Annotated in this window: 20 protein-coding genes; 9 read left to right on the top strand and 11 right to left on the bottom strand. The window is 43.7% G+C overall.

Annotated elements, in window-relative coordinates:
- Positions 1–66: 66 nt before the first annotated feature.
- Entirely contained in the window at positions 67–3,003 is a 2,937-nt protein-coding gene (locus tag AB4135_RS03025) for a TonB-dependent receptor (protein ID WP_371990192.1), read from the bottom strand.
- Between the two features lie 408 nt (positions 3,004–3,411).
- Between AB4135_RS03025 and AB4135_RS03020 the strand changes: the two genes are divergently transcribed.
- The 4 genes from AB4135_RS03020 to AB4135_RS03005 all read left to right on the top strand — a co-directional run bounded on the left by AB4135_RS03020 (position 3,412) and on the right by AB4135_RS03005 (position 6,752).
- A complete protein-coding gene (locus tag AB4135_RS03020) occupies positions 3,412–3,711 on the top strand; it encodes a hypothetical protein (protein WP_371990190.1) in 300 nt (99 codons plus the stop codon).
- A 2-nt stretch (positions 3,712–3,713) separates the two neighbouring features.
- Positions 3,714–5,348 (top strand): PepSY-associated TM helix domain-containing protein, encoded by a 1,635-nt coding sequence (locus AB4135_RS03015; RefSeq protein ID WP_371990188.1) that lies wholly within the window; start codon positions 3,714–3,716, stop codon positions 5,346–5,348.
- A complete protein-coding gene (locus AB4135_RS03010; protein WP_371990186.1) occupies positions 5,349–5,687 on the top strand; it encodes a DUF3325 domain-containing protein in 339 nt (112 codons plus the stop codon). It abuts the gene before it with no gap.
- Between the two features lie 570 nt (positions 5,688–6,257).
- Positions 6,258–6,752, top strand: coding sequence for a hypothetical protein (locus tag AB4135_RS03005; protein ID WP_371990185.1), 495 nt, complete (start codon positions 6,258–6,260; stop codon positions 6,750–6,752).
- Between the two features lie 128 nt (positions 6,753–6,880).
- On the opposite strand, the gene AB4135_RS03000 is transcribed toward AB4135_RS03005, so the two are convergent.
- Positions 6,881–7,261 carry a hypothetical protein gene (locus AB4135_RS03000; protein WP_371990183.1) on the bottom strand — a complete coding sequence of 127 codons (381 nt, stop codon included), beginning with the start codon at positions 7,259–7,261 and terminating at the stop codon, positions 6,881–6,883.
- A gap of 170 nt (positions 7,262–7,431) precedes the next feature.
- On the opposite strand from AB4135_RS03000, the gene AB4135_RS02995 reads away from it, so the two are divergent.
- From AB4135_RS02995 to AB4135_RS02985, 3 genes are all read left to right on the top strand, one after another.
- Positions 7,432–8,319, top strand: coding sequence for a cupin domain-containing protein (locus tag AB4135_RS02995; protein ID WP_371990181.1), 888 nt, complete (start codon positions 7,432–7,434; stop codon positions 8,317–8,319).
- A 111-nt stretch (positions 8,320–8,430) separates the two neighbouring features.
- Positions 8,431–8,886, top strand: coding sequence for an OsmC family protein (locus AB4135_RS02990; protein ID WP_371990179.1), 456 nt, complete (start codon positions 8,431–8,433; stop codon positions 8,884–8,886).
- 360 nt (positions 8,887–9,246) lie between these two features.
- The gene (locus tag AB4135_RS02985) at positions 9,247–11,484 is read left to right on the top strand and encodes an acyl-CoA dehydrogenase (RefSeq protein WP_371990177.1); all 2,238 of its coding nucleotides are present in this window, start codon (positions 9,247–9,249) and stop codon (positions 11,482–11,484) included.
- A gap of 318 nt (positions 11,485–11,802) precedes the next feature.
- On the opposite strand, the gene gndA is transcribed toward AB4135_RS02985, so the two are convergent.
- The 6 genes from gndA to AB4135_RS02955 all read right to left on the bottom strand — a co-directional run bounded on the left by gndA (position 11,803) and on the right by AB4135_RS02955 (position 16,944).
- Complete coding sequence (gene gndA / locus AB4135_RS02980) at positions 11,803–13,353, bottom strand: NADP-dependent phosphogluconate dehydrogenase (RefSeq protein ID WP_371990175.1); 1,551 nt, start codon at positions 13,351–13,353, stop codon at positions 11,803–11,805.
- 942 nt (positions 13,354–14,295) lie between these two features.
- The gene (locus tag AB4135_RS02975) at positions 14,296–14,424 is read right to left on the bottom strand and encodes a hypothetical protein (RefSeq protein WP_371990173.1); all 129 of its coding nucleotides are present in this window, start codon (positions 14,422–14,424) and stop codon (positions 14,296–14,298) included.
- Between the two features lie 194 nt (positions 14,425–14,618).
- A complete protein-coding gene (locus AB4135_RS02970; protein WP_102530869.1) occupies positions 14,619–14,804 on the bottom strand; it encodes a hypothetical protein in 186 nt (61 codons plus the stop codon).
- A 194-nt stretch (positions 14,805–14,998) separates the two neighbouring features.
- Complete coding sequence (locus tag AB4135_RS02965) at positions 14,999–16,081, bottom strand: L-dopachrome tautomerase-related protein (RefSeq protein ID WP_371990171.1); 1,083 nt, start codon at positions 16,079–16,081, stop codon at positions 14,999–15,001.
- Between the two features lie 82 nt (positions 16,082–16,163).
- Positions 16,164–16,454 (bottom strand): putative quinol monooxygenase, encoded by a 291-nt coding sequence (locus AB4135_RS02960; RefSeq protein ID WP_055026561.1) that lies wholly within the window; start codon positions 16,452–16,454, stop codon positions 16,164–16,166.
- Between the two features lie 199 nt (positions 16,455–16,653).
- Complete coding sequence (locus tag AB4135_RS02955) at positions 16,654–16,944, bottom strand: putative quinol monooxygenase (protein ID WP_102322248.1); 291 nt, start codon at positions 16,942–16,944, stop codon at positions 16,654–16,656.
- 216 nt (positions 16,945–17,160) lie between these two features.
- Here AB4135_RS02955 and AB4135_RS02950 point away from each other — a divergent pair, with 216 nt between their 5' ends.
- Positions 17,161–18,084, top strand: a complete 924-nt coding sequence (locus AB4135_RS02950; RefSeq protein WP_102526534.1) for a LysR family transcriptional regulator — start codon at positions 17,161–17,163, stop codon at positions 18,082–18,084.
- 60 nt (positions 18,085–18,144) lie between these two features.
- On the opposite strand, the gene AB4135_RS02945 is transcribed toward AB4135_RS02950, so the two are convergent.
- From AB4135_RS02945 to AB4135_RS02935, 3 genes are all read right to left on the bottom strand, one after another.
- Complete coding sequence (locus tag AB4135_RS02945) at positions 18,145–18,924, bottom strand: glycine betaine ABC transporter substrate-binding protein (RefSeq protein WP_102475383.1); 780 nt, start codon at positions 18,922–18,924, stop codon at positions 18,145–18,147.
- A 44-nt stretch (positions 18,925–18,968) separates the two neighbouring features.
- Positions 18,969–19,709 (bottom strand): sulfite exporter TauE/SafE family protein, encoded by a 741-nt coding sequence (locus AB4135_RS02940; RefSeq protein WP_371990168.1) that lies wholly within the window; start codon positions 19,707–19,709, stop codon positions 18,969–18,971.
- Between the two features lie 98 nt (positions 19,710–19,807).
- Positions 19,808–20,098 (bottom strand): putative quinol monooxygenase, encoded by a 291-nt coding sequence (locus tag AB4135_RS02935; protein WP_371990166.1) that lies wholly within the window; start codon positions 20,096–20,098, stop codon positions 19,808–19,810.
- Positions 20,099–20,397: 299 nt separating this feature from the next.
- Between AB4135_RS02935 and AB4135_RS02930 the strand changes: the two genes are divergently transcribed.
- Positions 20,398–21,426: a radical SAM protein gene (locus AB4135_RS02930; RefSeq protein WP_055023927.1), complete on the top strand. Its 1,029-nt coding sequence runs from the start codon at positions 20,398–20,400 to the stop codon at positions 21,424–21,426.
- Positions 21,427–21,443 lie beyond the last annotated feature (17 nt).

Here is a 21,443-nt window from a genome sequence, read left to right as displayed (position 1 = left end):
CAAGTCGCGTCTTTTTATTTCTGATTGATGCAACGACCTGCCTTGATTGAATTTTTACAACTGTCACTACAGCGTGAAGGTCATCCCCAGATAAAACTCCCGGCCAAAGTACTGCAATGTGCCGGTTTGGCTTTCATTGCCAAAGTAACTTTTGGTGGGTTCATCGGTGAGGTTATTCACTTGAAATAGCACGCCTATTGCGTCGTTAACTTGATATGAGGCTTGGTAATCAACCACGGTTTCAGCAGCAAAATTCACTACCTGATTGTTAATCGCTACTTGTTCAGAAACGAACTCATCGCGATAGCGCGCACTAACACGGGTTTCAAAGCCTTCATAGGAGTAGAACAGCGTTGCACTGGCTACATTGTTTGATAGGCCCGGCAGCGATTGCGTTTGCTCATCACCACCAAGCGTTGTGGTCGTTTCGACTTCACTCTCAGTGTAGGAGTAACTTAAGTTCAACCCAAGACCATTGAGGCCATCAGGCAGCGCAGTAAAGACTTGGGTATATGCCAGCTCTAGACCACGTATATAACCGCCTTTATTGTTGTTTACCGCTGTCGTGTAAACCCCATTAGTGGTTTCAATCAGCTCACCACTGACGGGGTCTTCAATGCTATCGGGCACATTAAAACCATTACCAACAAAATCAAAATTGTCGATAGCTAACTTTTCAATGAATGAATCGATATCTTTATAAAACAATGCTGCGACTATGGCACCATCAGGCAGGTAGTACTCGTAAGAGATATCGTATTGATTGGCGTAAAAAGGCTTTAAAAATGGGTTATTCTCACTTGAACCATTGATAACACCATCATCGCTAACATTGGCACTAGCATCCCCCGCTAAGCGATTAATAGGCGGACGAGACATTACTTTGGCCGCAGCAAAGCGAACTTGAGAGTCATCCGTCACCTTAAAATTAAGGTTCAGTGATGGTAGGTAATCGGTGTACTCAATACCTTTAATGGTCGGCGCATAGTAATTATTCACAATACCTACGCCATCAACAATGTATTGCGCCCCTAAGCTAGGGTCGCCTTTGACGTTCTCAAGAAGGGTTGCAGACTGGTCGGTGTCAACACGGCGCAGGCCTAAGTTACCAGTAATAGGCAGATCGCCCAGCTCCATGTCAAAGTTAACCATCACATAAGCAGCTAGGATTTTTTCATACACTTCACCACTTTGCAGTACCGACCAAGAGTAGTTACTGGTGTAACCTTTAGCATCATCAACCCCGTCTGCATTACCCCAAGTTTGTACCGGCTCTGGCGTGCCATCAGGAAACCAAGCAGCTAAAGCTTTATCGAGATCAATCGCTAAGTAAGATGGGAAGTAGTTAAAATCGCCCTCCCAATCCACCACGGTGGTCATGTCATCAGTTAATCGCAGTGGCGGCTCAGTTGCCGAAAATGCGCCATCATTACCATATTCAAATACAGAGCGATCGTTGGAGTAAGTTCTGTCTGAGTAGCGGGCGCCAAACTCAATCGAGGCAATATAGTCGTTATCTAGCTCATATTTAAAATCTAATCGGTAGGCTTTTACTTCATCTTCGTTCACAAAAGGATAGATACCATATTTACTGACCATCACTTTATCGAGATCAGAAAATGCGCCAGCCTGATTAAAGCCAACGTTAGGTAGGTCTAAGCCGTTTAACTGATAATTAATCGCGACATTTTCATCTAAAATTGGCGTATCTAATGTGGCATCTTCAGCGACATTAGCCCACAACAAACCATTTCTGAAATCACTTTTTGCCGCCGAGTAAGACACGTCAGCAGAGACAGTAAAACGGTCTGTAGCTTGCCAAGTACCATTAATACCAAAGCTGTCAACTTCATCATAATCTTGGTTATCATCGTTGACAATTTCAACGCGAGTATAGCTTTGTGAGGTGCGGTTAAAATTACCACCGATGACAGCGTTACCGTCAAGCGCAGGGTTAGCAACCGCCGCATTCGGGCCGCCTAACTTAACTCGGTAACCTCGAGCAAATGCTTCACTATCAAAACGCGACACAAAAGCGTCAGCTTTCAAGGTAAAGGTATCATTAGGCGCCCACTCTATTGCCCCCATATAACCATTTCGGGTCTCAACACCGCCTAAGTGCTGCACTTCAAAGCCTTCACTGATGTACTCTTTAGCCGAATCAGTACCTTGTGGTCCATTACTATCATCTGCCAGCCCATCAACATCTTTAAGATCGTTATAAGCCAAACCAATAAATTGAGTTGCCACGCTGGGTTGCTCTAATCGGGCATAGCCCAATGCCACACCTAAAGTGTCGTCAAAATACTTACCTTGATAAGAAAAACTCAGGCGGTGACCATAGTCCTCTGCACCATAAACCTCACTGGCGCGATCGTTGTACATGCCGCGCACGTTAGCAACAAAGCTGTGTTGCTTATCAATAGCCAATGGGCTGGCAGTGGCAAGTTCGACCGTACCCGCAACGCCGCCTTCAATTAGTGATGCTTTAGGTGATTTGTAAACGGCGGCTGATGTAATAAGCTCTGAAGGGTATTGGTCAAACTCAATGCTGCGACTACCACTGGTTGAGACCTGCTCACGGCCGTTCAGTGTTGAAAATACAAACCCGCCCGACATACCACGAATATTAATTTCTGCAGCTTGTCCGCCAGTACGTACCGCGGATATTCCAGGTAGGCGCGTCAATGCGTCCGCCATAGAAACATCAGGGAGCGAGCCTAAATCATCACTGCTCAACTGCTCAGATACCGTATCGCCATAACGCTTTTGGTTAAGCGAGTCGATGAGACTGCGGCTATACCCCGTCACCTCAATGCGTTCAATCTCTTGCTCATCCGCATCATTTTTATTTTCAACTACAGGTTTGCTGATTTCTGCGGCTACAACCGTAGATTCCGTTTTCTTATCTTCTGCTGCTTGGAGAGGCTGAACAAAAAAAGCGCCTCCCAACCCTGCAGCAGCGAGCGCTAATGTTAGAACACTGGGTTTAAAGTGTGACATTGGTTTTCCCCTTGGCCTTGCGACTTTTTTAGTGACCCAATGTCTACGTATACGACTCAAACTAAGCTGACATTAGGCTTATTTTTAACAGCCATACTAGCCAAGGTTGAATTTTAACCACAACAGACTGCATACGTATTCATAACATTTGCGCAACAGCGGTGGAAATGAATAATTACTTAAGCACATGATTATTAAGAACTAGCATAGCTAAAAGCCGGATTAACTTTTTACAGAGGCTTTGATGGGATGAGGGGTTTTGCGACACATATCTCAAGATTGTCATCTTTACATTCAAATACGAATAAAAATAGTTATCAATTAAACAGTTTAATGTAAAATATTGCCCTCCTTTATAAAAAATTAGGCGAACGATTAATAACGTCTAACATGTAGGTGACATTAAAAGTGGTCTCATTTAGCTCTAATATCAATCGCTTAACTAGTTCACAGGTTTTCAATATTAGCTCACGAGCTCTAGCTGCTATCTTCGGGGGCTATCTTTTAGCCGCAACCGCCTGTGGACTGCTCGCAGTCACCCTGCCGCTTATTGCCGTTCAAAGCACATTGACCGCAATGATGCTGTCATTTTCTATCTATGCTGCTGCAGTCATTTGGGTGTTTAGCGTACAGAGTCATTTTGTTGCATGGCGTGATCTGCTCGGCTTGAGCGGCGTTTTTTATCTGATGATTAGGTTGATTAGCTAACCATGAAAGAGAACTTTTTTCGCAGCATGACTTGGCTGCACACTTGGGTTGGTTTACTTGTCTGTTGGGTATTACTGTTAATTTTCTTTGCTGGAACACTAAGCTACTATCGACACGATATTAGCCTTTGGACTAAACCAGAACTGCATAAAGATGTTATTCAAAGTTATGATGCGAGCCTCATCGAGCCTGAACTAGACAAAGCTCAACATTACCTAGCTCAGCATGCAGATGGCGCACGAGATTGGCGTATCAATTTTCCAACGGACCGCAAACCTTATCTAAGCTATAGCTGGCAAACACAGCCAGAAGCGGGTCAACGACGTGGCCAATTTATCGAGCATGTGGTGCAAGAGGGTCAAGAGCGACTTATCACTGATATTCGCCAAACAAAGGGCGGTAACTTTTTCTATCGATTACATTTTGACCTGCACTATATGCCAGCCAAAATTGCCCGTTGGATTGTCGGTTTTTGTACCATGTTTATGTTGATTGCTTTGATCAGCGGCATTGTTATCCATAAGCGGATTTTTAAAGATTTCTTTAGCTTTAGACGCAACAAAGGCAGTCGCTCTTGGCTTGATGCTCATAACGTAAGCTCAGTCCTTGCCCTGCCCTACCATTTGATGATCACCTACACCGGGTTGGTTACCTTTATGGCGATGTATATGCCCTGGGCTGTGATGACTGCATATGATGGCGACTCACAAGCATTTCGCAAAGAATTAAAGCCAAGTCGAGTACAAGTAAAACCCGTTGGCGAAGCCGCAGACACAGTTCAGCTAACCTCCTTGCTGCCTCAAATCCATCAACTTCTAGGAAGCAGTCCCATTAGGCAAGTGGTCATAAACAACCCTGGCGACAAAAACAGCAGAGTGAATGTCTACAGAGATACCGGTGAAACAGTTACCGACAGAAGGACAGCGATTGTATTTGATGCGGTAAATGGCAAGTTGATGAGTAAGGGCATAGAGCCTGATTCAGGCGCACAAAATACCCATGATACCTTGATAGCTTTACACACTGGACGCTTTTCTGCGCCCGCTTTAAGGCTACTTTTCTTTATCTCAGGGATAATGGGCTGTGCCATGATTGCCACAGGCACCCTTATGTGGGCCAACAAAATTCGCCAAAAGCAGCAAAAACAATTAAAGCAGGGCAAAAAAGCCACACTAGGACTACGTTTAGTTGAAGGGTTAAACCTTACTTTTATCGCCGGTTTGCCACTGGCGGCGAGTGCGTTTTTCTATGCCAATAGATTACTCCCCCTTGATATGGTTAATCGAGCGCAATGGGAAGCCAATAGCTTTTTCTTGGTACTCGCTTTTATCGGATTTATCGCTTGTTTCAAGCGCACATTATCCGTGTGGCGCGCTGTACTCGCACTATCGGGGCTGAGCTTAATAGCCATTCCGCTACTCAATGCCTTAACTTCTAATAGCAACCTACTCAGCAATATGAGCCAAGGGCAATGGTCACTAGCTGGATTTGACATTATCTGCAGCATAATTGGACTGTGCATACTGTTTGCCCGCAGCAAGCTTGCTCAGCAACAAAAACAGCCTGCAAAGCGGCAAAAAAATGGCTCAATGCCTGATCTATCTCTAGGCAACTCAGCAATAAATAAAGAGGCATAAATGACAATGTTGAGCTTATTAGGATTCAGTTACGTCGCATTTAGTCTATTAGCTCTGGCTATGTTTTCTCATCATCGAGAAGTTTTAGGCTATGCCCCGAGTGATAAGCGCTGCAGAGTTTTATCAACTGCAGGTTGGTTTGGACTAGCCCTTACCTACTGGGGCTGCACGTTGCTGCAAGGTGTTGCGTACGGCAGTATTATCTATTTTGGCCTATTAGCCGTTGCTGGCTTATTGGTTGTGATGACCTTAAGCTACCGAGCAAAGTTTATGCCCTATGCCATGGGATTAAGCACAATATTCAGTGCGATACTTTTGCTTATCCCATCAGCGCGTTAAGTTGCCACAATAGCCTTAAGCTCGAATGCTAGCTTAAAATATTATATACCCGTTCTACCTGAAGATGCTGGATTCAGTGGGAATTTAATGGGCTTTAATCACAGGTTTATTGTTCCAGACTAAACCTAAGCACCTACATCCATATAGGCGAGGCATTGATTGCCATTAATGGTCGTTCCCTTGGTAAAATCAATAACACGGAGTAAAGCCCATGCTTTTTATATAAGAAACGCCCATCGCAGAAGGCTTTGTGCCTGCCCACTTCGTTGTTGCACTCACTTAAAAGGGAATAACCATTTCCACATTAGTACGCCTAGAATTGAACAGGCACAATGCCTCTGAAACAAGCATATTCGAGTAGAACGGGTATATGCCCTTCGATGACGAGTCGCTGGGCATATTTTTTAACTAAATATTACACCGCAAACACGCTGAGACTGAGAGAGTACTTTGTAAACAGTGCTCTCAGCTAAACCTAGTAAAAATACCTGTTCACATCTGATTCAGTTCACATTCAGTTTCAATCACTTAGAATACAGCATATTAAAATATTTTGATGACTGAGGTTATATGCAAGTATCACAACCCCTTACCCAAACTGTTACTCAGTCCCCGACTCAAAGTACACCTATAAGCACGCCAAAAAACGCGCAACAGAACACACCCGCAAGCTCAGGCAACCCCCTTTCCCAAGCGGCACAACCGGATACAGTCACTCTCTCTGCTAACGCTATAACCTTGGCAGCAAAAGACAGTTCAACGGCAAAAACAGTCGCCGCAACCAAGCAAGCAGAAGTTTTGCCTGTTGAGCCCAAGCTGCCTAATGAAGGCGAAAAGGTAGAGAATTATGTTGACTACAAAAAAGCTAAGGCGCAATACCAGTTTTATGCTGATATAGCCGGCGTAACTACTGGAAACAGCAACCTAACGCCAGCGTCTACTTATTACTTATCTAATAACGATGATGCTCGACAAGCTGTAGTAGACAATAAAGCTCAGCAACAACAGCAGGCGGTTATGCAAACCTACGTTGAAACAACTCAATCTATTAATGTCTATAGCTAGGTCTGATGCGATCAAAAAAAGCCGCATTAGCGGCTTTTTTTATCCCAATACAACCCAATAAGCAATAAACCTCCTCAATACTCGGTCTGTTGAGATCTGAAGCAGTCAGCTAAATAGACGATGCTAACCTACCCAGCTTTAATTACATCCATGTCATACCATGGTGTTGGGTTGATCGGGCATCTAAAACGAACGCCTTCAGCTGTCACTTCAACAACATCACTGCGAAGTGTTTTACCAGGTTCAATTGGAAACATATCTAACGCTTCATGCGTGGTGAAGTTTTGCAGCTGAAAACCAACTAACTTGCCAGCCTTATTGGTAATAATGAATTGGTATTTACCTGGTTTTAATGACGCTAATGTATCTTTAGCACTGAAGTAACCACCGTGTTGGTCTAAGTAAATTTCTACCACACCGTCGGCATTTTGAGTCGGGGTTGCAGCTGACGTCGCAAAGCTAAACAGCACTGCTGTTACTAGCATTATTTGAGTGATGAGCTTTTTCATTTTGTCTTCCTTAATGATGTGTTTGAACTAACAGCACCAGAATAGCGAGCTAGAGAAAAAGAGAGTATGCCTGAGAGTCTGCGCTTTATGCCTGATCGTCTAATCTTATTAAATAAGCCGTCTTAATACGTAGTTTTTAGAATTTAACTTACAACAGAAAATGGTTATCAATGATTGATATCAATAGTTTACTTGCAGGCTTTCACCTTAATGCGACGATTTTTCACCGCTCCTTACTTTGTAACACTTGGAGTACAGACACTTCTGGCAGTGGACTGGCGAGCTTTCACTTAGTTAGCCAAGGTCAGGCGTATTTATATTGTGATGATATTAATGCCCTTGAATTAACCGCTGGTGACTTAGTGGTTTTTCCCCATGATGCGCCCCATATTATCAGCAGCAGTGATAACGAAAAAACAGCAGCTAGCATCGATAACTTTATCGCCTACCCAATGGCTCATGGATCAAGCGATCAAACAGGCTTGATATGCGGTTACTTTGATTTTTGTGAAGACAAAAGCCACCCTCTGATCAATCAACTGCCAGCCTGTATGGTGATCCATAAACATCAGCAGCAAGGCGCACTTGCTGGCATAGTCCAAAGCCTTATTGAAGAAGCAAAACTGGGAATACTGGCCAACGAGGTGATTTTGTCGCGGTTAAGTGAAGTCTTTTTCTTAAATCTAATAAGAAAACTATCCTTAGATGAGCAGACCAGTATTGGTCTATTCAAAGCGTTACAAGATCCAAAAATGAATAAGGTACTGCATGCAATCAATACCGACTTAGCTCACCCATGGACCGTAACCACTATGGCCGAAATAGGTGGCTATTCACGGGCAAGTTTTGCGAGTTACTTTAAAGCCTATCTTGAACTGACCCCGCTTGAGTATTTAACTAGGCTACGCTTATCACAAGCACAGAAACAACTACGCGCAGGCGACAGTGTTTATAAAACCGCACTCGATGTTGGCTATCAAACCGACGTCTCTTTTGCGAAAGCCTTTAAACGCTACTTTGGCTATGGGCCTGGCAGCAGTCGCAAAGCCATTGATTAGCTTAATGCTAACAAACCTTTGCGCCATTAATTACATTCAGCTTAGCCGTTGTTAAGTTGACCCACGATAAACAAGAGGTTAGTTTCACTCTTTTGGCAGCGAGTAAACAATATGAGTTTTAATATAGATATTAACTGGATAGCGGCTGATACACCGGCTACAGAGCCCGCGGGGTTTTGTCGCGATCACAGTATTGTTTATGGCAGCGGTCAACAAGTTAACGCTTCATCTGCGCCAGAGTATAGCGGCAACAGTGCCTTTGTTAATCCAGAAGAGAGCTTGTTAGCGGCGCTATCTTCCTGTCATATGCTGACATTTTTAACCATTGCTCACCTGAAGCGCCTGCCCGTTATCAGCTACCATGACCATGCAGAAGCTGAGCTTGGTAAAAATGAGCAGGGTAAACTGTTCGTCAACAGAATCACTTTAAAGCCGCAAATAACCTTTGCCGATGGGGTTGAAGTGAGTGAAGATGTTATCGCTAAAATTCATCAAAAATCTCATGCAAACTGCTTTATTGCCAATAGCCTTAATCCAGATACCGTGGTTGAGATCCTGACTAAATAGCTAAGTGAATAACCCCGCAGTAAGCTAATTTCCTCCAGAGAAATTAGCTTGTATTACAACGATTCAACCTCTCCTATTCAAGCGAAAAGCACCTGCAGTCAGAAAGCCTAATTTAGCAATTATCATCATTAGTTCGATTCTATTCGCATAAAAAAACGCGACTTTTCGCTAGTTAATTCAAAAGCCTAAAAAATAAATTAATTTCAGAGTACACGCGTAAGCTTATGAAATTTTTATAGTTAATATTCATCGCCACACAAAAAACTAAACAAGCGTTTAAATTTATCGTTTGAAAATTTGATCTATCGCTCATTTTGTGACGTAATGTGAACCATACTTCTGGTCGGACGAGCATCGAAAATGAGCATTAGAACTAAACTAAAAAAAGTATTACCGAGCATTTCTACTACTGAACAAGAAGCACTCGACGCTGGCGATGTGTGGTTAGAAGGTTCAATTTACCAAGGCGTGCCTGACTTTGCCGCTCTGCGCGATATTCCTGTAGCAACCTTGTCTGCGGACGAACAAGCGTTCCTCGACGGCCCAGTACAGACATTGATTGAGATGGTTGATGATTTTGAAATTCAGCGCAGTAAACATCTACCAGAGAATATTCTTAACTTCCTTAAAGAAAACAAATTCTTCTCTCTTATCATTCCAAAGTCATTTGGCGGCCTAGAGTTTAGCCCTTATGCCAACTCCACTATTGTTGCGACTATCGCAGCAAAAAGCTCTGCTGTAGCGGTTACCGTTATGGTACCTAACTCACTCGGTCCAGGTGAGCTTTTGATGCACTACGGGACTTCAGCGCAACAAGATTACTGGTTGCCACGCTTAGCAAACGGTCAAGAGATCCCTTGTTTTGCTTTAACTAGCCCTGAAGCGGGTTCAGATGCTGGCGGAATTCCTGATATTGGCACCGTGACAATGGGCGAATATCAAGGTGAGCAGGTCTTGGGGTTAAGTGTCACTTGGGATAAGCGTTACATCACTCTTGCACCCATTGCGAGTGTACTTGGTCTAGCCTTTAAGGTTGAAGATCCAAATGGCCTACTTGGCGGTAAAGAGAACTTAGGCATCACTTGTGCCTTAATCCCAAGAGCACATCCAGGTGTCGAGCTAGGTAATCGTCATGACCCAATGGGCATTCGTTTTTATAACGGTACCACTCGCGGCGAAAATGTATTTATACCAATGGACTTTATTATTGGTGGCCAGAAAAATATCGGTCGTGGCTGGGCAATGCTTGTAGCATGTCTTGGTGCCGGTCGCGGTATTTCACTGCCAGCTTTAGGTGTGTCAGTTAGCCAATGCTCATTTAAGTCTTCTGCTGAATATGCAGCAGTGCGTGAGCAGTTTGGTCTATCAATTGGTAAGTTCGAAGGTATTCAAGAAAAGCTTGCTGACATTGCAGGTAAAACTTATTTGCAAGAAGCGATGCGAGTACTTACCACTGAAGGCTTGGGTCTGGGCTTAAAGCCATCGGTTGTTACAGCAATTGCCAAATACCATATGACAGAACTGGGTCGTGACATTCTCGATTCTGCAATGGATATTCAAGCCGGTAAAGCGATTCAAAATGGCCCTCAAAACACGTTAGCCTCAGGCTACGTTGCTCAGCCAATTGCTATCACAGTGGAAGGGGCGAATATTCTAACCCGTAACCTGATGATTTTTGGTCAAGGCGTGATGCGTTGCCACCCATACTTACAAAACATGGTCGAGTCTATTCATTCTAACGAAAAGCAAGCTGACAGAGTGTTCAACGGCATTTTACGCAAAACCATAGGTTACAGTGTGGGTAACAGCTTGCGTGCCTTTAAGCTTGGCTTACTGCCATTCACCGCAGCTGCAAGTTCGACACTTTCAGAGGTGAAACCTTATGAGCAATCGGTTCATAAGCTAGCCTCAAAGTTGGCAGTCTATGCCGATTTCTCACTACTCGTGCTAGGCGGCAAGTTGAAACAAGCCGAGATGCTTTCAGCACGTCTTGGTGATGTAATGAGCTACCTATACGCCGCAATGGCATCGATTCGCTACTATGAACAAAAGCTATCCGCTAGCGAAAGAGCAGAAGCTGCGCCTTACTTTCATTACGCCACACGTTGGTCTTTATGCCAGGCAGAAAAAGCATTATTGGACTTCTTAGATAACTTCCCGTCATCAGCCACACGCAAATTCATGCGCTTAATCACCGTCACTTACTCACCTAAGATGACAAAGATTAACGATGACTTAGTCCGTGAGTTAGCCGAACAAGCCCAGCTAAACACTGAGTTTAAGAAGAATCTAACCCACCTTGTTAAGCCCGTGGCCGGCGACGGTAACTACATCAACGAGCAAGCATACCTTGCTAAGATGGAATGTTTACCACTGCTTGCTAAGGTGAAGAAAGCGATAAGAGCCCGCACCTTTAAGCCAGGTGTTAGATTCTCGCTCACTTTAGATGCTGCACTTGAAGCTAAAGTGATTAACGATAGCGAACATCAATTGCTGCAAGATTATAATCTGAAGCGTGAGCGTGCTATCCGTGTCGACGAGTTCGATTTTGATATGAATCTCATCACTGAAAAAGCCGACCTAAAAATTGCTAACTAATACCAATCGGTATAAAGGTTTGGTCGCTCAGCGAGAGTTTAGCGGTTTTGAGGCAAGGTCATTAAATGCTCCTGCATTAATGACATTCACCACATCCATGTGGTTTGCAGTGAGTGAAGTACATAGTTGAACTAGGTTCAAGCTCATTAACGCAGCATCACAGCCGCTAAAACTCTGAGTAGACCAACTACTTATACCGTTTGGTATAAGCCTTTTTTAAGGAGCTTCAAATAGAAAATGGCCGTTTTGTGTAAACAAAACGGCCATTTTTATTTATGCATCAATGAATCAATGAATCAATGAATCAATGAATCAATTCTACACCTTATCTAAAGTTCGCGACTCGCTACTCCAGTTCAGGTGATATTTCTCGCCAGCAGGCTTATCGGTGCGCTCGAAGGTATGCGCACCAAAGAAGTCACGTTGACCTTGTAACAAGCTCGCAGGCAACCGTTCGCAGCGGTAACTATCGTAATAAGCCAGTGCCGAACTGATACATGGCGCAGCAATACCGCTCATCACCGCGGCAGATACCGCATAACGCCAATCGGTTTGTTTTTCAGATAAGGCTTTGGCAAATGTTTCCGCCATCAACAGATTCTCAAGCGCTGCATCTTGCTGGTAAGCCTGAGTAATCGACTGTAGGAAAGTGGCACGAATAATACATCCTGCACGCCATATTTTAGCGATTTCAGCAAAATCTAACTGCCAGTTCTGCTCTTTGGCTTGCATCGCCATCAACTGGAAGCCTTGGGCATAACAGGACACTTTAGCGCAGTATAAAGCATTTTCTAACTGAGCAATAAATGCCTGTTCATCGCCATTATTAAGGCTAGCAATTGAAACGCCTGTTGGGCCAGCAAGTTGTTGACTCAGCGTTTGCCTCTGGGATTTTTGGGTACTTACAGCACGGGCATAAACGGCTTCAGCAATAGTAGGAGCTGGGCAACCAATTTGTAAACTGCTCACTGCAGTCCACAGTCCAGTGCCCTTTTGCCCAGCTTTATCGAGGATCATATCCACCAGCGGCGCACCAGTTAATGGGTCCGCTTGCTGTAATACATCAGCACTGATCTCCATTAAATAGCTATTAAGCGAGCCTGCGTTCCATGTCTCAAACACTTTACCCACTTGGGCGGGTGAGTAACCCAGTCCATCACGCAGCAATTGGTAAGCTTCACAAATAAGCTGCATATCGGCGTATTCGATACCGTTATGTACCATTTTTACGTAATGACCTGAGCCTGCTGGGCCAATATAAGTGGTACAAGGTTCGCCCTCTTTAACTGGGTTACCAGGCTCAAAGCGCTCAATAGGCAAGCCGGTTTTAGCATCAACCTTAGCGGCAATCGCTTGCCATATAGGCTCTATACGATTCCAAGCTGTTAAACTGCCGCTTGGCATCAAAGAGGGGCCAAAACGGGCTCCCACTTCACCGCCAGAAACGGCGCAGCTAAAGAATAAGAAGTCACTCGCATATCGCTTTTCTCGCTCAACCGTATCAGTCCAAAGACTATTGCCCGTATCAATAACAATATCATCAGCTTCGATACCCGCTTCGATAAGCGACTGGCATACACCGTCAACGGGCGCGCCTGCTGGCACGGACAATAGCACTACACGCGGTTTCTCTAATTTAGATAACATTTCAGAAATATTATTACAGCCATTGATACGCGCATCGACGGTATTATTTAGATACTTAATACGTTCTAATTCTTCTTGGCGAACAACCCCTTGTACCTTGTCAGCATCGAGGTCGAATGCAGCAACTCTATATTGGTTATCAGCGATATTAAGCGCAAGGTTCTTACCCATTACGCCAAGGCCTACAACGCCAATATCATAAAGCTCGGTTTGATTATTCATTTAAGTTTTATTCCGCAGGTCACAGAGAATTCCCTATCTATTTTAGTCGTAAATTCAAAAGACTTTGCTGACAGGGTAGGTTTTATTTTGTTGCGGATTATACAGACTTTGGTAACTAAATTACTAGCTTTGTCACGAGTTGCCACTTAACTTTTGCCAGCTTGTTTTATATAGAGAACAGTGAATCCCAGCTAAAAGAAAGCCAATGGTATCGGTTCTTATATATAGCTGGTTCAAATCATCTGTTAAAGGTACAGGTGCTAGACAGGATGTTGAGGTGTCGTCATTCCATGAATGTGCAGATGCTGCCAAGGTTCGCCTCTAGTACGTCGATATAGGCCAGCAAAAACATCGTTGATTTCGACAGTCTCTACCTTACCTATACTAGGTATTTGATGGCTGATTTAGTTGGTAATAGTTCTATAGTTAGCTTGGAAGTGCCCAAAACGTGTTTACCTTTGAATTAAGGTGTATCTAATCGCCTGCGACAGGCAAAACCTCTAATGCATCAGACTACGTCGGATTAAAGTCGCGGCGCTTCGCCCATTCTTGTAATAATGAGCAGAGCCATGGGGCAAAGCGCTTGCGCCCCGCTCTTGATTTCATAAGAGTTTATCCCTCAGCGCCCCAAACGAAGTTGTTTTCCTTATACTTATTCGAAATCGCCTAACGCTTCCGATGGGACATCTGATGTAAATGGATTTACGAATGCCGCGGTGGCATGGTCAATGATGTTCCCGACATCATATAGACATTTCCCATATCCATATGGGGCAGATGCCAAAGAACGGCCTGTCCCGCGAAAGCTATACCCACATCCGTGTGGGCACTACGATTATTTCTTCAACGTACTTCGGCAACTCCGATGGGGATTAGTGTGTTCTGTAAGTTTTTGAAACTAACTTTTGCCCCAAAGTTGGTTAGCCTTTGAGTGAAGGTTGATTACATTTTTGGGGTAGCGCTACCAGATAGCGAGTTATGAGTTGCAGCTTCACTGTTATCAATCTCCTGCAGCGGGCGCATGTGCAGACACTGCTGAAGCTCGCCGCTAGTACGTCCGTGTAGGCTCAACGAAAACATCCCTGTTTTCGACGGCTTCAGCCGTATCTGCACTGGTTAACTGGTGTTTCAATTTATACTCTTGCGGCTTGATGCTTAACGCGGAAATGCCCCAAAACAAGCTAGAGCAGGATTGAGGCTAATTTCAAGACACGCGATTAGACTTACTTTTCCTTATGTCTAGAGTTCTGACTATGTGGCCAAATTTACTGATCCACTACAGTTGATGCTTCTTCGTAAGAAAGGTGATCTGGAAAAGTTATAAAGCGATCTTCATGACCAACCACTTCCTGAGCTAACATACCATCAGTACTGCCTCCGCCTCTGGCCACATCGTTGCTACCTTGATTGATCGCGACAGTGTCCCAAGTCGGAAAAAACAGACCAACCACGCGGTTCCAACCTGAAGATGTGTAACCTTGCTACCGTCAGCAATCACATCACCTCCGCCAACAGCAGATGAGGCAAATTCAGACATCTGGATAAGGTCTCGACTCGGTTTTATCGTGAATTTTTCATGATGGGCTCGCTATTGAATTGAAAAATAAGGACAGGAGAGAATGACTCCCGCTATAAAGACCATCAATTAGTTAAGTTTGATTCGAAGCACATGGTATGGCTTGGTTGAACCTTCTTCGCCTTCGTTGAAAGCAGGGTGGAAGTGAAGAGAGTTTTGAGTGACGTACAAGTAATCACCCTGGATAGAGAAATCATCTGCCCATGACAATAACTTGTCATCTTGTGCAAAGATTTTGTAGCCGTCTTTATTCACCACACCAACAGCATTTTTCTCAATATCACCGACATAGATATCACCGTTATCTGCGATAATCATGCCATCACTTGGACGTTTTTCACTGAAAAATTCAATCTGCTCGGCCAATGCATCTTCACTAAGCGCTGTGTTAGCAAGAGCAGCGGCAGGAATACGGTAGATAGCACTACCATTGACTGTACCAAAATATAGCCATTCATTATTTGCATCAATAGTGATTGGATTCACACCAAGATAAAGCGCATCAACGCTACCATCTTCACGCTTTGTCGCCATACGAGAACTATCAATCACAACTTCATGCTCAGGTGAAAGCAGTGCTTTATTTGATTGCAAAACGCGGCGAGATTTACCTGTATTTAAATCTACAACAACAAAGGCAGGCGCAGCTTCGCCATACAGATTACCTAAACTCGTATCGGCAATGTACATCTGGTTACGCAGTGTATCTAATGCAAAGTCCTGTAAAAAAGAGTTACCGACCTGTACGTCTTTTCCAATTTCAATGCGTTTAAATAGCTTATCGTTGACGGTATCCCATGCAACAATTTGCGAAGGCGAAGTTTCACTGCCCATATCTAACACCCACACAACACCATCATCGGTACTATCAATACCGATTACTGAAGCCAAACCAACCTCACCTTTATCTGGACCATCTGCCCAGTCTTGGGTTGGAAATGCTTTGGTTGAGCCATCCTTCATCAATTCAACAACACGAAGTTCAGGTGCATCAAGGGGTTGCATAGAAAGGAAAGTACGCCCCTGCTTCGTTACTGTAATGTTCCCTGGTCGTGTGCCATCAAGCTTGGCAACCACTTCGATATCAGCCGCTTGCGCTGTGTTAACTATCATCGCAGTCGCAAGTGTTAGTAAGATTTTGATATTTTTCATGTCGAGCCTCATTGGTGTTCTTTGATGCCCTAACCGTTTTAGTCAGGGCATAGTGCTATAACAAGCTTGTTTTATGTTGTCGTTACGCGATCTTAGTCATTTCGTTGACTGTGAAGCTTGCGACAGAGCCTTCCGTTGCTGTCATGTAGTCCGCAAGGTGCTGGTTGCCCATATGAGCCTGCCAAAGTTCACGTGATACCCAGTTTTCATAAAAAGTAAAATGCGCTGGGTTTTCGTTGTCTTGATGAAGGTCATAGTTGATGCAACCTTCTTCAGCGCGAGTAATGTCGATAAGCTTTAGTAGCTCGGCTTTCACCAGTTCAATTTTGTCGTCATTAGCTTTGATGTTTGCAACAATCGTTAATGTAGTCATGGGATGTTCCTTTTAAATTTGATACCGAAATCGTCGGTAATTTTGATGTCTTTAATGTTTTAGTGATAGGGCAACTCGTCATGTCATATTGAGTTACTCACTAAATGTAGTACAGGTACTACACTCAATTACTGACTTATATTGTAAATACTTTCAAATCTATTTTGATAATTGAATGTTTAAATACGTTAATTTTTAACTAAGCGATCTTGGTCATTTCGTTGACAGTGAAACTTGCGACAGAGCCTTCGGTTGCTGTCATGTAGTCAGCAAGGTGCTGGTTGCCCATATGAGCTTGCCAAAGTTCACGTGATACCCAGTTTTCATAAAAAGTAAAATGCGCTGGGTTGTCGTTGTCTTGATGAAGGTCATAGTTGATGCAACCTTCTTCAGCACGAGTTATCTCGATAAGTTTTAGTAGCTCAGCTTTCACAAGTTCAATTTTGTCGTCATTGGCTTTGATGTTTGCAACAATCGTTAATGTAGTCATAGGAGTTTCCTTCGTTCTGAGTTAGTGCCGTGCTTAGCGCACTGCGTTGTTGGTATGGAGGTATAATAGTGCGAACATTACCAATGAAAAACAGCCCATCAATTGAATAATTGCCAATTAAAATTTGATAATAATCTTTTAATATTTCATGTGGTGCGATATAAAGGGATAGTCATTTTCAGATTTTGTTAACACACTGATTAAAAGGTAACGGTTATGCTCTTAGAGGATTTTCAGGTCATTTTAAAAGTCGCAGAGTTTCGCAGCATCACTGCTGCTGCGACAAATCTGGATATGCGCACGGCAACGGCAAGTGCGGCGGTGAAACGTGTTGAGGCATCATTAGGGGCTGAATTATTTGTACGAACGACTCGTCATATACGCTTATCTTCTGCCGGCGAGCGTTATTTGCCTCAGTGTGAAGAGGCGTTGCAGATGCTTGAAAAAGCCAAAATGAACATGCGTGAAGAGCTAGGGATTATTGATGGAGAGATCCGCATCGCCCTTTCGTCTGATTTGGGCCGAAATGTGGTCACACCTTGGCTTGATGAATTTTTGTTGGACTACCCAGACGTTTCACTTCGCTCCAGTATCAGTGACAGCAACATCGATTTTTATCGAGATTCTGTTGATATGGCGCTGCGCTATGGCTCACCAACCGATGCGAGTATGTACGGTTTTAAAATTTGTGATGTGCCAAGGCTGTTGTGCGCCAGCCCGGAGTATTTAGCAAAATACGGTACTCCATCCGAGCCAGATGATCTGCTTGAACATAATGCCCTGTTTTACCAGTTACATGATATTTTGCAAAATGAGTGGTTGTTTAATGATGGAAAAGAGGACATTAAGGTAAAACTGAAAGGTAACAGAGCATCTAATGATGGCGATCTTGTTCGGCGCTGGTGTGTGGCGGGGAAAGGGGTAGCAATCAAGTCTTGCCTCGATATGGCCGATGACTTGCTAACAGGGAAAGTGGTCAATGTAATGGCAGACTATAAACCGACTTCCACTGAGCTTTGGTTAATATGCCCAAGCCGACAATCTATTACCCCAACCGTCCGCCTATTAAGGGATATGCTTAGAGAAAAGACCGAACAGATTCTAATCCAAATGAAGGACAAAGGGATTCTATTGGGTTAACTGTTGAGGTTGTGAGGGCGTGGAAATTGCCAGCCCTCAGTAAAGCGGTGATGGTCTTAACTACTGATGGTTGTCCAACCACTCACGAGTCACATCATCAACCGCTAATCCCGCACGGCAAACCTTGTAATCCAATTCTGCGATGATTTCATTTGAAAAGCGCAATTGATCTAGCTGTGCCAACTGTGCTGGGGTAAATACGATTGATCTTTCTTGTCGAAGTAATAATATGGCTCGATCAACGCTACCCAATAATCCTTTGGGCTCTTTTAATTCACGGATAGTAAATAGGTGGTGCAAGAACTGTGGTTTCCACAATGGCACAATAACCCACTCATTATTTTCAACCGCACGTTCGTAGGCACCAAAGCAATCCTCTTCTGAACCAGAGTGAAAATGATAACCCACATCGCTTAATCCATATTGGTCCATCATTTCAATAGAGAATCGGGTAATGCCAGCACCTGGGTTAATACCTTGAATGTGTTTGTTGGTGCGCTTAACGACTTCTGGTTTTAATAGGTCACTGATTTGTGAAACAACCTCCTCAGGTACATAATCGGGCACCCCCCATAGAGCGTACGGTTTATAGTGCAAACCTAACTCTAACAAAGGCTCTACCGTTTCAACATCGGATTTATAGATACCGTGGCTTGAAGGTAACCAGGCCGAAGAGAGCATGTCGATACGGCCCGCTTTTAGATTTTGGAAATTTTCTTGATGTGGTGCGTAGACACGTTCCACCTGAAAACCCATATCAGTTAAGACATGGCTAACTATCGATGCAGTAACGCGATGAAAAGATAAATCGGTAACCCCGAGATTGATAATGTTAGACATAACGTGACCTTATGATAAAAGAAAAAGAGGTTTTAAAATCGCATTTAAAGTGCCGTGAGGCCGGAATAGAGCATCTTTGTTCCCGTAAGAAACAGAACGCTATAACTTATCTTGTAAATCAACTCTTGAGAGATGATATTCACCATCCACACACCGGCTCTAACCCCTAAAAACGCAATCGGCACCAAAACTAACGAGGTCATCAAGTTTTGCATATCGAGCAGCCCCATATAGCTGTATGGGATCAACTTAATAAAATTAAGCACCGTGAAAAATACTACGCTGGTGCCGATTAATTGTTCTTTCGGCAGATTTTTTGGCAGTAGATGCATGCTTGCAGGCGGACCACCGGCATGGGCAATTGTACTGGAAAACCCAGACAACATACTTAAGGCATAGCCCTTTATCGGGTGGCTAAATTGAACCTGCTTTAGCAGAAACTTTTGTGTTAAAAAGACCAAAGCCAGCCCCCCAATGATAAGTTCAACGACAGATGTTGACAGACTACCCATAAAATAAGCTGCACTCATCACCCCCAAAATAGCGAAGGGCATCATACTTTTTAGCTCGACGTAATTGCAGTTCTTGTGGTGGTAAAACAGCGCCATTAAATCCATACCACACAATAATGGTAATAAAATCGCAGCGGCTTGAACTGGCGATACGCTCATCGCCATCAAAGGTACCGATAGCATCCCCAAAATACCGCCGACCCCTCCCTTGCCCATGCCATAGAAAAAAACGGCAGGTATCGCTGCAACATAAAACCAAAGGTCTGTGATCATGATATGTAAACCAAGAAAATACGTAGATGAAAACAAGTGTATTTGAGCAAAAAGCTTTTAAAGCCATTCACTCAAATAAGGGGGAATACAAAGTTGGCTTAAGCGATTTGGGTCATTTCGTTGACAGTGAAACTTGCGACAGAGCCTTCGGTTGCTGCCATATAATCGGCAAGGTGCTGGTTGCCCATATGAGCTTGCCAAAGTTCACGTGATACCCAGTTTTCATAAAAAGTAAAATGCGCTGGGTTGTCGTTGTCTTGGTGGAGGTCATAGTTGATGCAACCGTCTTCAGCGCGAGTGACGTCGATTAATTTCAACAGCTCTGCTTTTACCAGTTCGATTTTGTCTTCATTGGCTTTGATGTTTGCAACGATAGTTAGCTTAGTCATAGTGTGTTCCTTTGTATGGAGTTGAAGCAGCTGATGGTGTGCTGCGTTGTTGGTTTGGGTGTATATTACGGTGATTATTGCAAAGTAAAAACAGTCTAGAAATTGATTTATTATCAAATTTAGTTTGAGAATTGATTTTTAAGTCTGACCATAAAGAGGGAATTAGATCGCGTTGTGTGGTGATGTGCACGGTGTTTATCTATTTGTTTTTGATAATAATTCAAATTATACCGCGTTTTTACCGTGTAAAATTTGCCGTAGGATGGCCAAATCAATTTCAATTCATTGGATAAATAACCATGTCACAGATACATTTTCAACAGGGCCCAATACGCCCACCATCAGAAGCAGACAGTTTGCTTATCAGAACCACACAAGGGTGCCCGTGGAATAAATGTAAGTTCTGCACCCTTTTTGAAGGCATGGAGTTCTCTATTCGTCCGGTTGAAGATATTAAGCGTGATATCTGGGCGGCGAGGGCGTTTTATAAAAACAGAACCTTTGATAGCTGTTTTTTGCAAGATGGCGACTCATTCGCCATGGAAACCCAAGACTTACTTGACGTGCTCAATACACTGAAAGAGGCTTTTCCGGAGCTTAAACAGATCAGCTCTTATGGCCGGGCGCAGACCATGACTAAAAAATCGCCAGCGGAGATGAAAGCAATCTGCGATGCTGGGCTAAACATGCTTTACTGCGGTATGGAGTCGGGATCTATCGAGGTTCTAAAACTGATGAAAAAGGGGATCACCCCGAAATCAATCTTGAAGTCAGCCGAATATGCCAAGCAAGCGGGTATGAAAATGATGACCTTCATTATCCTTGGCTTAGGTGGAAAAGAACTGTCAGAGCAACATATCGCAGCAACGGCCGAGCTACTGAATCAAATCAACCCAGACGAAATTCGCATACTCTCGCTGGCGGTTAAATCGGGAACTGAATTGGATGAGTTAGTACAAAACGGCCAATTTACACCACTAACAGAGCGAGAGATGCTTGAAGAACAATATCAGCTTATCAGCAAGCTAGACGGCATAACGGGTAATTATGGCAACTTCCATGGCATCAATGTATTGACGGAACTTAATGGACAATTACCACAAGATAAAGAGACATTTTTGCGCACCATTGAGCACTTTATGATGATGAGTGAAAACGACCAGAATAACTTTGTTTTAGGTCGCCGCATGCACTATTACGCCACACTGAGTGATATGCGTAATCAGCTTATGTATGACAGCGTACAAAAAGAACTAGACCGAATTAAGCTGCAAAATCTTGGCAATCTTGACGATATTTTCTATCAACTCCGCCAACGTATGATCTAATAGTAAGGAACAGCGCA

The organism is Shewanella sp. 10N.286.54.B9 (assembly GCF_041468565.1).
Lineage (GTDB): Bacteria > Pseudomonadota > Gammaproteobacteria > Enterobacterales > Shewanellaceae > Shewanella.
This window is presented reverse-complemented; position numbering and strand designations above follow the sequence as displayed.

Bases quoted from the DNA above. Each gene is read 5' to 3' on its own strand.
- AB4135_RS02935 (WP_371990166.1), bottom strand. From the start codon at position 20,098: ATGACTAAGCTAACTATCGTTGCAAACATCAAAGCCAATGAAGACAAA.
- AB4135_RS02955 (WP_102322248.1), bottom strand. From the start codon at position 16,944: ATGACTACATTAACGATTGTTGCAAACATCAAAGCCAATGACGACAAA.
- AB4135_RS02960 (WP_055026561.1), bottom strand. From the start codon at position 16,454: ATGACTACATTAACGATTGTTGCAAACATCAAAGCTAATGACGACAAA.
- AB4135_RS03005 (WP_371990185.1), top strand. From the start codon at position 6,258: ATGCAAGTATCACAACCCCTTACCCAAACTGTTACTCAGTCCCCGACT.
- AB4135_RS02985 (WP_371990177.1), top strand. From the start codon at position 9,247: ATGAGCATTAGAACTAAACTAAAAAAAGTATTACCGAGCATTTCTACT.
- gndA (WP_371990175.1), bottom strand. From the start codon at position 13,353: ATGAATAATCAAACCGAGCTTTATGATATTGGCGTTGTAGGCCTTGGC.
- AB4135_RS03000 (WP_371990183.1), bottom strand. From the start codon at position 7,261: ATGAAAAAGCTCATCACTCAAATAATGCTAGTAACAGCAGTGCTGTTT.
- AB4135_RS02995 (WP_371990181.1), top strand. From the start codon at position 7,432: ATGATTGATATCAATAGTTTACTTGCAGGCTTTCACCTTAATGCGACG.
- AB4135_RS02965 (WP_371990171.1), bottom strand. From the start codon at position 16,081: ATGAAAAATATCAAAATCTTACTAACACTTGCGACTGCGATGATAGTT.
- AB4135_RS03025 (WP_371990192.1), bottom strand. From the start codon at position 3,003: ATGTCACACTTTAAACCCAGTGTTCTAACATTAGCGCTCGCTGCTGCA.
- AB4135_RS02950 (WP_102526534.1), top strand. From the start codon at position 17,161: ATGCTCTTAGAGGATTTTCAGGTCATTTTAAAAGTCGCAGAGTTTCGC.
- AB4135_RS02990 (WP_371990179.1), top strand. From the start codon at position 8,431: ATGAGTTTTAATATAGATATTAACTGGATAGCGGCTGATACACCGGCT.
- AB4135_RS02945 (WP_102475383.1), bottom strand. From the start codon at position 18,924: ATGTCTAACATTATCAATCTCGGGGTTACCGATTTATCTTTTCATCGC.
- AB4135_RS02940 (WP_371990168.1), bottom strand. From the start codon at position 19,709: ATGATCACAGACCTTTGGTTTTATGTTGCAGCGATACCTGCCGTTTTT.
- AB4135_RS03015 (WP_371990188.1), top strand. From the start codon at position 3,714: ATGAAAGAGAACTTTTTTCGCAGCATGACTTGGCTGCACACTTGGGTT.
- AB4135_RS02930 (WP_055023927.1), top strand. From the start codon at position 20,398: ATGTCACAGATACATTTTCAACAGGGCCCAATACGCCCACCATCAGAA.
- AB4135_RS03010 (WP_371990186.1), top strand. From the start codon at position 5,349: ATGACAATGTTGAGCTTATTAGGATTCAGTTACGTCGCATTTAGTCTA.